Origin of the sequence: Mesorhizobium sp. M7A.F.Ca.CA.001.08.2.1 (assembly GCF_003998455.1) — a bacterium.
Taxonomy (GTDB): domain Bacteria; phylum Pseudomonadota; class Alphaproteobacteria; order Rhizobiales; family Rhizobiaceae; genus Mesorhizobium; species Mesorhizobium ciceri.
The window spans coordinates 1-12,531 of sequence record NZ_RZPW01000091.1; the positions used below are offsets into that span (position 1 = coordinate 1).

General features: G+C 61.4%; 10 protein-coding genes, 1 tRNA gene and 1 pseudogene. 7 read left to right on the plus strand and 5 right to left on the minus strand.

Features of this window, described 5'->3' with window-relative positions; genetic code table 11:
• Window positions 1-477, minus strand: a pseudogene (locus EN914_RS08270) (Ppx/GppA family phosphatase); the annotation flags it as partial.
• Between the two features lie 378 nt (window positions 478-855).
• On the opposite strand from EN914_RS08270, the gene EN914_RS08275 reads away from it, so the two are divergent.
• The 6 genes from EN914_RS08275 (at window position 856) to EN914_RS08305 (ending at window position 6,983) form a co-directional block, all read left to right on the plus strand.
• Entirely contained in the window at window positions 856-1,788 is a 933-nt protein-coding gene (locus tag EN914_RS08275) for a lysylphosphatidylglycerol synthase domain-containing protein (RefSeq protein ID WP_024505761.1), read from the plus strand.
• A 187-nt stretch (window positions 1,789-1,975) separates the two neighbouring features.
• A tRNA-Gln gene (locus tag EN914_RS08280) sits at window positions 1,976-2,049 on the plus strand.
• 151 nt (window positions 2,050-2,200) lie between these two features.
• Window positions 2,201-2,557, plus strand: coding sequence for a hypothetical protein (locus EN914_RS08285; protein ID WP_024505762.1), 357 nt, complete (start codon window positions 2,201-2,203; stop codon window positions 2,555-2,557).
• A gap of 264 nt (window positions 2,558-2,821) precedes the next feature.
• Complete coding sequence (locus EN914_RS08290) at window positions 2,822-3,454, plus strand: hypothetical protein (protein WP_024505763.1); 633 nt, start codon at window positions 2,822-2,824, stop codon at window positions 3,452-3,454.
• A gap of 133 nt (window positions 3,455-3,587) precedes the next feature.
• Entirely contained in the window at window positions 3,588-5,267 is a 1,680-nt protein-coding gene (locus tag EN914_RS08295) for a lipopolysaccharide assembly protein LapB (RefSeq protein WP_024505764.1), read from the plus strand.
• Between the two features lie 711 nt (window positions 5,268-5,978).
• The gene (locus EN914_RS08305) at window positions 5,979-6,983 is read left to right on the plus strand and encodes a L,D-transpeptidase (protein ID WP_024505765.1); all 1,005 of its coding nucleotides are present in this window, start codon (window positions 5,979-5,981) and stop codon (window positions 6,981-6,983) included.
• 86 nt (window positions 6,984-7,069) lie between these two features.
• Here EN914_RS08305 and EN914_RS08310 read toward each other — a convergent pair whose 3' ends face one another.
• Window positions 7,070-7,756, minus strand: coding sequence for a D-lyxose/D-mannose family sugar isomerase (locus tag EN914_RS08310; protein WP_024505766.1), 687 nt, complete (start codon window positions 7,754-7,756; stop codon window positions 7,070-7,072).
• A gap of 191 nt (window positions 7,757-7,947) precedes the next feature.
• Here EN914_RS08310 and EN914_RS08315 point away from each other — a divergent pair, with 191 nt between their 5' ends.
• Window positions 7,948-9,006 carry a D-TA family PLP-dependent enzyme gene (locus EN914_RS08315; RefSeq protein ID WP_024505767.1) on the plus strand — a complete coding sequence of 353 codons (1,059 nt, stop codon included), beginning with the start codon at window positions 7,948-7,950 and terminating at the stop codon, window positions 9,004-9,006.
• A 33-nt stretch (window positions 9,007-9,039) separates the two neighbouring features.
• Here EN914_RS08315 and EN914_RS08320 read toward each other — a convergent pair whose 3' ends face one another.
• From EN914_RS08320 to EN914_RS08330, 3 genes are all read right to left on the minus strand, one after another.
• Entirely contained in the window at window positions 9,040-10,671 is a 1,632-nt protein-coding gene (locus EN914_RS08320) for a sulfotransferase (protein ID WP_024505768.1), read from the minus strand.
• A 40-nt stretch (window positions 10,672-10,711) separates the two neighbouring features.
• Window positions 10,712-11,383 (minus strand): outer membrane protein, encoded by a 672-nt coding sequence (locus tag EN914_RS08325; RefSeq protein WP_024505769.1) that lies wholly within the window; start codon window positions 11,381-11,383, stop codon window positions 10,712-10,714.
• Window positions 11,384-11,570: 187 nt separating this feature from the next.
• The gene (locus EN914_RS08330) at window positions 11,571-12,332 is read right to left on the minus strand and encodes a heme ABC transporter permease (RefSeq protein WP_024505770.1); all 762 of its coding nucleotides are present in this window, start codon (window positions 12,330-12,332) and stop codon (window positions 11,571-11,573) included.
• Between the last annotated feature and the right edge of the window lie 199 nt (window positions 12,333-12,531).

Consider the following 12,531-nt stretch of genomic DNA (forward strand, 5'->3'; position numbering starts at 1 on the left):
CAGCCGGACGATGCGCGAAAAGGCGTCGATGACGCGGAACTGGCCATGCCGCGTCGGCACGGCGACCAACAGCCGGCAATTGTTGGTGCCGAGGTCAAGCGCCGCAAACACCGGAAGCTCATGGACCGGCGGCCGACGGGCGCCTTGTTCCGGCCGCGGCACAAGAGCGGCGGGCGAGACCACCGCTTCCGCCGGTCTGTGGGCCTCCGCCGCCGGGGCACCGGTTTTGCCTAGCGCCGGCGATCGATTCTCCGCGGGACGCGCTTCGTCGCGCGCAAAAACCTTGCGCCCGCGCCTTCGCTTGCGCCGCTTCTTGGGCTTGCCTTTGTGGGGTGCGTCGCCCGCCTGCCCGTCTGCCGAGCGGAGCTCCGTCGGGCGGCGTTGCTGCCAGCTTGCGTTCCCCGGGTCAGCCGACCGCTGGGAAGCGCTGGACACGCCCACCTCCGGCGCGCCGGCGCCGGTATCGTGGTCTTCCACTGTCGTTCCTTCCGGCGCCGCGCGAACCTATGATGGACGCAGCAGGCGCTTCAGTGTTTTAAGTTGTCGCCAGACTAACAGCGCCGTGCCCGATCACCAAGAGCCGCATGCCGAATTTTACCGGCAGGCCGCTGACCGCCGTTCCGGCGCGGCCGCGTGATGAATCCGCACGCCGCAGTTGCCGGCGCAACGCCTGCCGGCATCTCTTTCGGGCGCCCCACGGACAAATCTTGCCGGCCGCCGCTGCGACAAGGGTTCGCGGTTGAATAGCCGGCTTCGATGAGGCATTTCTGAAATGAGCGGAAGAATCCGGCAAAGCCGGCCTCCCACCAGCCACGAAAAAAGGAAGCGGACCCCGCAACGCATGGCAGTCAGGCAATGAACTGGAGACGCTATTTCTGGCCGGTCGTCGGTATCGCGGCGGTGATCTTCTCGCTGCTGCTGCTCTGGCACGAACTGCGCGGCGTTTCGCTCGACGATGTATGGGACGGTATCACGGCCATTCCGACCCGCGGCTGGATCCTTGCCGCGCTGAGTTCGATCATCGCCTATGCCTCGCTCGCCGGCTACGATCACATCGCGCTTCTGCATATCGGCAAGCGCGTGTCGTGGCTGTTCGTCACGCTGTGCTCCTTCACCACCTATGCGCTGTCGCACAACATTGGCGGTTCGGTGTTCTCGGGCGCCGTCATCCGCTACCGCGCCTACGGTACCAGGGGCCTGACCGGACAGGATGTCGGCGTGCTGGTGGCGGTCTGCTGGATCACCTTCGTGCTGTCGACGATTTTGGCCTCGGGCCTCGTTCTGGTGTTCGAGCCTGAGATACTCGACCGATTTTCCGGCATCGCCCATCATGGCCTGTCCGAAGCGGCCGGTATCGCGATGCTGCTGCTCGTCGCCGCCTATGTCTTCGGCAGCTGGCTGCATCTGCGCCCGCTGAAGATCGCCAGCTTTCAGCTGCATTATCCGGCGCTGCCGATCGTCGCCCGGCAGTTGCTGATCGGCCCGATCGAACTGCTGGCCGCAGCCGCGATCATCTTCTTCGCCCTGCCCGCAGCCCACAATCCCGGCTACTTCGTCATACTGGGCGTCTTCCTCGTCTCCTTCTCGATCGCGCAGATCTCGCATGCGCCGGGCGGACTCGGCGTGTTCGAGGTGGTGTTCCTCGCCGGCCTGTCAGACATGGATCCGGTCGGCGTGCTGGCGGCGCTGCTGGTGTTCCGGCTGTTCTACCTGATCGTCCCGCTGATTCTGGGCCTGGGCGTGGTGTTGTTCTTCGAACGCTCGCAGTTCAGCCGGACGGAGCCTTGAAGGCTGGAATTGGACTAGGCGCCGCGCGCCGGCATCTGAAGTGTGGCGTCCTGTCGAAACGTGCCATTGAAGCACAGAGCAGGCTTGACTATTTTCCGCTGGCGGCTACAAGGCAGCGCTCACAGCGGCTTGCCCGCTCGGCCCGCACGGTTTTCACGTTTATCGTGATATTCAAGATCGTGCCTGCTGGGGAATAGGTTAACGGTAGACCCACGGACTCTGACTCCGTTAGTCCTGGTTCGAATCCAGGTTCCCCAGCCACTCCTCTTCTCTCGATCAAGACAATCACCAACGCTCATCATCGTGAAATGCTCCCTGGCGACCACCTGACGGGATCCCAGCTATGGTGGGTTGCGGCGGGGTGACATTTATAGGATCGTCAAAGGATCGAAATTATCGAAGGAAGAACGGAATGCGCGCTTTGGTCTTCATCGGATTTCTGATGTTCGTTACTTTCTTGGTTGGCTGCACGACAGACAAGGGGAATGCCAGTCAAACCCAGACTGCGGAAGACAAGGCGCAGTGTACCGGCTTTGGTTTTAAACAAGGCACGGATGCTTTTGCCAATTGCATGATGAAGCTTTCGTCGCAGCGACAAGGCCAACAGCCCCAAGATCACGATGCACTCCTTCGCCGGTATAAGTCCTTAAGTATGGCTCGGCGCGGTGATGATCGGTATCCTGTATGCAGCGCCTCCGACATGGACAATGAACTCGATACTTCGGCAAATAAATGGATTGGCCCCAATTGCCAGATGGCACCAGATTAAGCGAGTGGAGTGCTGTACCAGCGACCCCGTCGAACGCGCCAAGCGTGAAATTCAAGACACCGCCAGCAACACCAGTCGATCCGACGAGCCGGCATATTTATTCCGGCGTTCGCCGCATCGCGCGCCGTGTCGTCACTTACCCTGCCTTCCTGTAGGCCGCCTCGGCTGCGTGATTTCCTTCGATGAAGCCGAGGCCGATTCCGGTCGCGCTCCACTCCCGGCACCCGGCCTCTGCTACATCGAGGAGCATGGAGCAAACGCGTAATGGTCAGTGACAGCCGATTCATTCTCGAACGCATCAGCCAAGGCTGCGTGACGCTCTCCGACGACGAATTCGTCATCGACAGGCTGGTCAAGTATTTCGGCAATGGCAGGATCCGCTGGCACGTCGAATTCCGCGGGCATCGCATCGAGCTGACGACAGGCCAGCTTAAGAAGCAGCCGACCTTCCGCAGGAAAATGCTCGAACAGACAGGGGTGCTGCCGCCCCAGCGTGCCGGGACCAACTACAGGCGATGGGCACTCGATCTGAGGAAGAATGCCGTCGAGCTTCCTTGGCGGGATAGGCCGGTGGATAGCGGCTTCGCCATCGACAGGCTCGCCAGCCACGGCGACGGGCGCTGGACGGTCGAATATCAGGGCAAGACCATCAAATTCACGACGACGAAACTCCGCAGGCAGGTGAGTTTCCGCAAACGCATGCTGGCCAAGGCCAAGGTGCTGCCGCCCGAGTTGACCCCGGCTGCCTATCGGAAGTGGATGGACTGGCTCATTCAAAACGCCACCGAGGCTGCTCCGCAGGCCGGCGATGCCTTGATGACCGAGAAAAGCTGGCTTGACGACCTGCCTGAGCTAGCCGGCTGGCAAAATGAAACGGTGCCCGAAGAGACCGGCTAAGGGCGGTAGTATCCAAATGCAAGCAGCGATGGCACTCGTTGCGTTTGCCATGCCTGCCAGTTTCGGCACACATTGATGGCGAAGGAGTCTGACCAGAGCTGGCTCGCTGGCAATCAGAATTGAATGAGACCACATGGACCGCTTCGACCTCGGCACCTACCGCCGCCCCATCTCCACTCGCTCGACAGAAACCCAGCGTTGGTTCGATATTGGCCTTAACTGGTGCTACGGCTTCAACCATGAGGAAGGCATCAAGTGTTTTGAGAAGGCGCTCGAAACAGATCCGGACTGTCCGATGGTGCATTGGGGCATCGCCTATGCCGCCGGGCCTTTCTATAATTTGACCTGGAAGGAGCATGGCGAGGCCGAAGCCGACAGCGCGACCAAGCGCTGCTTCGAGCATGTCCAGCTGGCGCGGGCCAATGCGGCTGCCGCCAGTAAGATCGAGAAGCGGCTGATCGAGGCGCTGGCCGCCCGCTTCCAGAAGCCACACCGGGTGAGCCTGGACGAATTCGAACGTTGGGATGACGCCTATGCCGCCGCGATGCGGCTTGTGTATCGGGACTTTCCCGATGACCATGATGTGATGGCCCTGCTGGTCGAAGCACTGATGATGCGCACGGTGCGGCGGCTGTGGAACCTCAAGACCGGCGCGCCGGCGCCGAATTCCGATGTCGTCGAGGCGCTCGACGTCTGCGAGCGGTCGATCCGGCTTGCCGATGAGGCCGGCGCAGCACAACATCCGGCGATCGTCCACCTGCACATCCATCTTCTGGAAATGTCCACGATGCCGGAGCGCGGCATGCGGTCAGCGGATCTGCTCGGCGAAATGTGCCCCGATGCCGGGCACATGAACCACATGCCGGGGCATATCTATGTGCTGTGCGGCGAGTATGAGAAAGCAAAACGCGCCAGCGAAAAGGCGGTGCGTGCCAACGACCTCTATCTCGCCTATGCCGACGAGCCGACCTATTATTTGCTCGGCTGCTGCCACGATCTGCATCTGATGATGTTCACCTGCATGTTGTCGGGCCAGTACCAGCCTGCATTGTGGGCGGCCGACAGAGTGCGCAGCCTGGTCGCGCGCGACGTGGTCGCCATCCAGGGCCGGCCAAAGCTCACGCAGACGGTGGAAGGCTACCATGCGATGAAATCGCATGTGCAGGTGCGCTTCGGCCGCTGGCAGGAGATCATCGACGAACCGGTCACCGAGGAGCCGGGCCTCTATGTGCTGACGGCGGCCATGCAGCGCTACGCCAAGGGTGTGGCGCATGCGACGCTCAAGCATTTCGCTGAGGCTGAACGTGAGCGCGAAGAGTTCCATCGGCATCTGAAAGGCATTGCGCCCGAGCGGCGCTTCCTCAGCAACCCGGCGCAAGCTTCGCTGGCTGTCGGTGCCGCCCTGCTCGACGGCGAGCTCGCGTACCACCAGGGCCGGCATGAGGAGGCGTATGGCCATTTGCGGCAGGCGGTCGAGCTTGACGACAATCTGTCCTACACCGAGCCGTGGGCCTGGATGCACCCGCCGCGCCATGCGCTGGCGGCGCTGCTTCTCGACCAGGGTCACGCGCAGGAAGCAGAACAGGTCTATCGCGACGATCTGGGCCTGAGCGGCACGGTGCAGCGCTGTGCCCAGCATCCGAACAATGTCTGGGCATTGCACGGGCTTGTGGAATGCCTGAAACGGCGCGGCGAGACCGATGAATTGCCGACATTGCAGACAAGCCTTGCAGCGGCGCTGGCCAAGGCGGACGTACCGATCACCTCGTCCTGCCTGTGCAGGACGAGCGCGCAGCAAGGCTGCTGTCACTGACGCGAAGTCTGCCTGTCGCCACTGTTGCGGCCGATCGGCTAGAGCAATTCCAGGAAAAGTGTGAAACGGTTTTCCGTCCGGAATTGCGTCAAAACAAGGAGTTAGAGCGGGTCGCCGTTTCCGTGAAACGGTGAACTGCTTTAGCCAAACAAATTGTCGACCAGATCGTCGTTGGCGGTGGAAACCTCGCCGCCCGGGTATGTCACCTGCCGATCAGCCAAGGCTCCATGCTGCGTCGCCCCACGCCTTCGATCAGCACGGAACAGTCTATCTCATCGTGAAGTTGGGCGTTTGGGTCAGACGAAAGCCAGGAAGCATAGGAGCGAAGCTGCTTGAGCCTGGCTGTTTTCTCAAGCCGTGCCTGGCGCTCATCCTCGGCTGGTTGAGCCGGTCCTTTGTTCTTCTGGGCAGGAAATTGCATCCTGGCTCTCCTCGGTCACCGAGCCTGTGGAGACGGACTCAATCGGGCGTTGGCCCGTTGTCGCTCCGGTCTCTGCGGTTCTGAAGCCAACACATGCGCTGACGGGAGTCGCCATTCATCTTGATGATGGCGGCCCCTTATCAACAATGCACCCGCGCCACCACCGGGTGCTCCTGGTCCGGGTTCACTGCGCGCACGGCACTCGGCAGTCGGACGCAACTGCAGGAAATGGAACCAGATCGGCCGTGCGACGTCATAGAAGCAGGTGCCTATACGGGAGTGTGACCTCCATGATCAGGCTCGTTCTTGTCGCGGTCGCCATGCTCGTCGTCGCATGCGATGCAACGGCGGCGGCAAAATTGGACGCGGCCGCCGTCAACAACGCCCAATTTGACGGCAGCGAAGCGAAAGGCGTCAGTGCGACCGTGCTGAAGGCGCAAATCCTCCTGGATCGTGCACGCTTCTCGCCAGGCCTGATCGATGGCCGCCAGGCGGAGAACTTCACCCGGGCAGTCAGTGCGTTCCAAGCGGCCAACGGATTGCCTGCCGACGGCAAGCTCACCCGCGAGACATGGGACAAGCTGGTCGCGACCTCCTCGCGCCCCGCGATTGAGACCTATGATTTGACACGCAAGGATGTGCATGGGCCGTTCACCAGGCGAATTCCGGCGCGCATGGAGAGGATGGCCCGCCTGCCCAGGCTGGCCTACCACAATGCCCTGGAAAAGATGGCGGAGCGCTTCCACATCAGCGAGCAACTGCTTGAACGGCTCAATCCCGGCATCGGCTTCAGGAAGGCGGGGCAAAAGCTGCTCGTGCCAGCTGTCACCCGAGGTGATCCGCCGCAAGACATCGCGAGCGTCGAGGTCGACAAGAGCGCTCGCCAGGTTCGGGTGCTTGACCCTTCCGGCAAAGTGCTTGCGACGTACCCCGCCTCGATCGGAAGTCAGGAGAAGCCCGCGCCGAGTGGCCAGGCGGAGGTCAAACGCGTGGTGCACCACCCAACCTATCATTACGATCCCGAGTTTGCCTTCAAGGGAGTGAGGAGCAAGCGCCCCTTCACGATCGCTGCCGGGCCAAACAATCCGGTGGGATCGGTCTGGATCGACTTGTCCATCGATAGCTACGGCATTCACGGGACTCCGGACCCAGGCAAGATCGGAAAGACCTTCTCGCATGGTTGCATCAGGCTGACCAACTGGGATGCCGAAGACCTCGCCTCTGAAGTGCAAAAAGGCACAAAGGTCGTCTTCAAGGACGAAGCGGCAGGATCGGTCGAACAAGGATCGCAGTAGGTAGGCGCTACGGCCTACCCACTTTCGACCGTGTGACTAGTCACACGGTCGTGTGACTGGCGTCGCCGAGGGCGTGGAGCGGCCCCTTACCCCAGCCACTTCTCGTAGTCGGACACCAGCAGATGGATCGGGGCAACGTCTTCGTCGATGTTGGAAAAACGGCCGATCGGTTCGCGAAACACATTGTCGGTGAGATCGTCGTTGACGGTGGAGACCTCACCGATCAGCACGTCCTTGCCCTCGGCCCAGAAGGCATGCCAGACGCCGGGCAGCAGCGTGACGCTTTGGCCCGGGTCGAGCTTCAGGAGCCCGCCCGCAGGCAGCCTGTGGATGGTTCCGTCGACCGGCACCGAAACCTCGGCCTTGGGATCGATGCCGCCGTCGCGGTCATGCATGAACAGTTCCAGCACCAGCTTGCCGCCGCCACGGTTGATGATGTCCTCGGCCTTGATGTTGTGGCGATGCATCGGCGATAGCTGATCCTTGCGCGAGATCATGATCTTCTCGGCATAGAGCATGCCCATGCCCTTCTTCATATCCTCGTAGCGGCCATTGCGAACGGTGAACAGGAACAGGCCGAGTTCCCTGAATTTCTCCTGACCGTAATCGGTGATGTCCCAGCCGAGCCGCGAGGTAAACACGGCCGCGGAGTCGGCTTGGCGCGCCTTCGCCTCCTGCGGCGACCAATAGGCGAAGGGCGGCATGATGTAGCCGAACGAGCGGATGAAAGCGTCGGCTTCGCGGATGATGTCGTTGATGGCGGAGCGCTTCATGATCATGATCCCTTCGTATCGATTTGTCTGGCAAATCGCATAGCCGAACGTCGATGCGGTGTCGATCCATCTCGCCGCCCTGCCCGGCCTTGCGCTTAGGCGCATGGACCACAGATCCGCTTCGCTGGCCGCGTGACATCGCGGATTTTCAGGGCCATAAAACCCGCGGATTCCTCATGGGGTGAAAGATGATGCCGACCGTCCACGACCTCGATACGCCGTCGATTCTCATCGACGCCGCGCGCGCCGAAGCCAACATTGCCCGCGCCCAGGCGCATGCCGACAAGAACGGGCTGAAGCTCAGGCCGCATATCAAGACGCACAAATTGCCCTATTGGGCGAAGAAGCAGGTGGCGGCCGGCGCCGTCGGCATCACCTGCCAGAAGATCGGCGAGGCCGAGGTGATGGCCGATGCCGGGCTGGCCGATATTTTTCTTCCCTACAACATCCTTGGGCACGCCAAGCTGGAGCGGCTTCTGGCGCTGCACGGGCGCGTCACCCTGTCGGTGACAGCGGACAGCATGGAGACGCTCGAAGGGTTGGCAGCCACCTTCACCGATGCCGGTCATCGTCTACCGGTGCTGGTCGAATGCGACACCGGCATGGGTCGCTGCGGCGTGCAGTCGGCCGATGAAGCGGTTGCGCTGGCAAGACAGATCGACAGAGCCGGTGGCCTCGCCTTCGGAGGACTGATGACCTACCCGGCCGCCGGGAAGGCAGCGGAGGCCGAAGCCTGGCTCGCCGACGCCAAGCAGGCGCTGGCCGCATCGGGCCTCGCCTGCGAACGCATCTCCAGCGGCGGCACGCCGGATATGTGGCGCTCCAGCGATACATCTGTTGTCACGGAGTATCGTCCAGGCACCTACATCTATCTCGACCGCTATCAGGTCGCCAAAGGCGTCGGCACGCTCGACGATTGCGCGCTGACGGTGCTGTCGACGGTGGTCAGCCATCCCACCGCGACGCGCGCTATCCTCGATGCCGGCAGCAAGGCGCTGTCCAGCGACACGCTGGGTCTCGCCGATTTCGGCGAGTTGCTCGGCGTGCCGGGAGCGCGGGTGACGGGCCTGAGCGAGGAGCACGGCACCGTCACGCTTTCGGGTGACGGCAAATTGCGCATCGGCGAGCGCGTGCGTGTCGTGCCCGACCATTGCTGCGTCGTCACCAACCTGTTCAACGAGGTCAATCTGATCGACGGCGACAAAGTGCTGGAAACGCTGCCGGTGGCGGCGCGCGGAAGAATGGGGTGAGACCGACGCGCCCGAACTGAACGCCAGATACACTCAGCGTTGAAGAACTGGACCCAGCGCGGCTTTCAATGGATCGAGGGCGTCGCCATACAGTTTCCAGCGCTCGACCGATGATGAATAGATCGGCTGGCGCACCTGCCAGCGGCTCGGCGTCCGCACCGTGCGCTCGGTTTCATGGAAACGGAGGCAGGCATCATCCCATTCGATCCCGAGGAACCCGATCAATCCACGGGCGCGGTTTTCGAAATCGGACACCGTTTCTTCGTAGGGCATGTCGAGGATATCAAGTGGAATGACCTTGGCCCAATGGCGCATCAAGCGATCATACTGCCGGTAATACTGCCCGAGCTTGGTCAGATCGGCATTGTAGCCATGTGCTTCGGAAAAGTTATGCATGAAGCAGGACGTGCAATTGTCCATCGGGTCGCGCCGGCAATGGATGATGCGGGCATTTGGCAAGATGAGGCTGATGAAGGCCAGCATCTCAAAATTATGCGGCATCTTGTCGACGACCAGCCGCGCCTTGCTGTTGCGCTTGCTGAGATCGTCAAGATATTTCGAGCCAAGCTCTTTCGCCTTGGCCGGAGTGAGTGCCGCCATGGCCTTGGTGAAGACAGAAGGATCGAGTTTGTCGAACCCGAGTTCACCGGCCAACGAGCGAATGGTCGACAGTTCGCCCGCGCCATAGATATCGCGATGACTGGCGCATATCTGCTCGGTCAGCGTTGTTCCCGACCGCGGCATGCCGACGATGAAGACCGGGCGTCTCGACGGATTTCCCATTTTCGGCCGCGCCGCGAAGAAGTCGGCATCGAAAGTGCCGATGAAGCTGTCGTAAAGCTGGGTGTGCCGGTCAATGTCGAAATCATTGCCGGAAATTGCCTTGGCCTGCGCGAAATGGCGGATGGCCAGGCGATACTCGCGCTGATCGTTGAGGATCTTGCCGGCGGCGTGGTGCAGCACCACCCGCTCGCGATCGGTTGTCATGGGCAATTCCAGGCGAGCCCGTATTAAAGGCAACGCTGGATCGTCCTTGACCGCCCGGCGCGCCAGCGCCATTCCGGCCAGCGCCTCGACATGGCTCGGGTCGATGGCAAGCGCGCGGCCAAAACATTCGACCGCCTCGGTCTGCCGGCCTATGTCGGTGAGCAGATCGCCCATACCGGCAAGGGCTGTCAGCGATTGGCTGTCTACCGCCAGCGCCCGGCGATAGAAACCTTCGGCGATGTCACCCTCGAGCTGGCTACGGTAGGACCGGCCGAGATTGCACAAAGCTTCGATGAGCCGGCCGTCAAGCGCGATCGCTTTCTTTAGATGTTTACGGGCGCGCTCGATGTCGCGGGTGACATTGTAGGCGTTGCCGAGATTGTTGCGGAAGATGGCATTGTCCGGTTCGAGCTTGACCGCCTTTTCCATATAGGCAATGGCGGCGTCATAATGCTCGGCCTCGATGGCCAGAGTGCCCATCAGGTTCAGCGCCATGGCATTTTTGGGCTGCGTGCGAAGCACCGTCTGGTAGCAAAACTCGGCCTCGCGAAAACGCTTGCGCCGTTGCAGGTCGATGCCGCGCTGCAATGTCTTTTCCGCCGGTTCACCGGCGGTCGGAAGAGAGGCTGGGATCATTGCCGGCAGACCCAAGGGCTGCCGGCGTGGCAAGAGCGGCATCCGTCAAATCCCGGTCGCGGCGTGCGACAGCCTGATCAAATCAGAATTTGAGGGTAACGCCCAGTTGGAGATTGTGGGAATACAGCTTGGCATTCTCGTATGTGCCGCCGCCATCATTGTCATCCAGATCCACGCTTGTCACCGCCTTGAACCGGTAGCCGAAGTCGAGGTCGACATTCTGCGTTACGGCGTAGGTAATGCCGGCGCCCACCTGGCCGGCAAAGCCCCAGCCGCCCGGCCCATAGCCATAGTCGTTACCGTCGAAATTCGTGTCTGCGGTAACGTAGGCGGCACCGAGGCCGCCGCCGACATAGAGCTTGGCATCGCCAAAGTGCGCGACGTCGGCCCAGACATTGGCGAGAAGGTAAGTAGCCGACAGGTTGCCGGAAGCCGGATAGTTATTCGGGCCGCCGTAATTGTACTCGCTTGCCTTGTAGCGTGCGTAGGACAGTTCGCCTTCGACACGGAACACATCGTTGATGCGTCGGCCGACAGCGCCGCCGATCACGAACCCGGTCTTAAGATCAACCGAATACTGGTCGCCATAGAAGTCGGTCTTCACATTGTTGGGGAAACTGGCTCCGCCAAACAGGGTGACATACCAGAGATCCTCCGCCCTCGGGGTGTCGACGATAGCATCGGCGGCGTGCGCCGAACTCCAGCCAAGTCCCAATGCGAATATCGATACCCCAGTCAGTAAACGCAATTTCATCGTTGATTCCCCGCCGAATAACAGTGACTGGCACTTGGCTCGGTTCAGGGGAAGATGTCAATGGACGGTCTAGTCGAGGCGACCTTTTGGGACATCTCGTTGCTGTACAGCAACACAGCAGAATTGTTTAGGCGAAAGCAGGAATAAGATTGCTGTTGGTTGCAATTCGAATGGCGAGAGGGGAAACCTAGTCCTGTCTTTCCGCCTGCCGAGCCGCGACCCTGCGCATGGCGATAATCCTGCGACGGCGGATTTCGGTGCGCATCGCCATCAGGTGCAGCGCGAAGAACAGCACGGTGAAGCCGAGCGCCATCACCAGAAGCGGCCACAGCAGGCTGGGGTCGATGGTGGAGCCGCCCATGCGGAACACCGAGGCCGGCTGATGCAGCGTGTTCCACCAGTCGACCGAGAACTTGATGATCGGGATGTTGATGAAGCCGACCAGCGTGATGATGGCGGCGGCCCAGGCGGCGCGGCTGGCATCGTCGAGCGCACGGGTCAGCGCGATGATGCCGAGATACATCAGGAACAGCACGAAGACCGAGGTCAGCCGCGCATCCCAGACCCACCAGGTGCCCCACATCGGCTTACCCCAGATCGAACCGGTGATCAGCGCCAGCGCGGTGAAGACCGCACCGATGGGGGCGGCTGATTTCAGCGCGACATCGGCCAGCGGATGCCGCCAGACGAGCGTGCCGAGTGCGGAAACCGCCATCAGCGTGTAGCACATCATGGCCAGCCAGGCGAAAGGCACGTGGATGTACATGATGCGAACGGTGATGCCTTGCTGGAAATCCTCAGGCGCGGCAAAGCTCATATAGAGCCCGACTGCGAGGATCAGTGCGGCGATCGTGGCCAGCCATGGCACGACCTTGTCCGCCAGCCCGACGAAGCGCGTCGGGTTGGCGAGATCCATCCAGCTTGTCAGGCGTGAAGTCGTGTCGCTCATGCGGTTCTACATAAACCGCCGCGGCGTTCGGGGCAATCGAGCGGTGGTGCAGCGCTTTGCCTTCTCCCCTGTGGGCTAGCGTGCGCACACATTTGCTTCGTGCTGTGGTCAAGCGTGAAGAAGCGACGCCGGAAAATGGCTTGAAGTGTTTGAATCGCATGTGATTCTGTAGCTGCCATTGTTCTGGAGGCTACGACGA

Bases quoted from the DNA above. Each gene is read 5' to 3' on its own strand.
- EN914_RS08275 (WP_024505761.1), top strand. From the start codon at position 856: ATGAACTGGAGACGCTATTTCTGGCCGGTCGTCGGTATCGCGGCGGTG.
- EN914_RS08285 (WP_024505762.1), top strand. From the start codon at position 2,201: ATGCGCGCTTTGGTCTTCATCGGATTTCTGATGTTCGTTACTTTCTTG.
- EN914_RS08290 (WP_024505763.1), top strand. From the start codon at position 2,822: ATGGTCAGTGACAGCCGATTCATTCTCGAACGCATCAGCCAAGGCTGC.
- EN914_RS08295 (WP_024505764.1), top strand. From the start codon at position 3,588: ATGGACCGCTTCGACCTCGGCACCTACCGCCGCCCCATCTCCACTCGC.
- EN914_RS08305 (WP_024505765.1), top strand. From the start codon at position 5,979: ATGATCAGGCTCGTTCTTGTCGCGGTCGCCATGCTCGTCGTCGCATGC.
- EN914_RS08310 (WP_024505766.1), bottom strand. From the start codon at position 7,756: ATGAAGCGCTCCGCCATCAACGACATCATCCGCGAAGCCGACGCTTTC.
- EN914_RS08315 (WP_024505767.1), top strand. From the start codon at position 7,948: ATGCCGACCGTCCACGACCTCGATACGCCGTCGATTCTCATCGACGCC.
- EN914_RS08320 (WP_024505768.1), bottom strand. From the start codon at position 10,671: ATGCCGCTCTTGCCACGCCGGCAGCCCTTGGGTCTGCCGGCAATGATC.
- EN914_RS08325 (WP_024505769.1), bottom strand. From the start codon at position 11,383: ATGAAATTGCGTTTACTGACTGGGGTATCGATATTCGCATTGGGACTT.
- EN914_RS08330 (WP_024505770.1), bottom strand. From the start codon at position 12,332: ATGAGCGACACGACTTCACGCCTGACAAGCTGGATGGATCTCGCCAAC.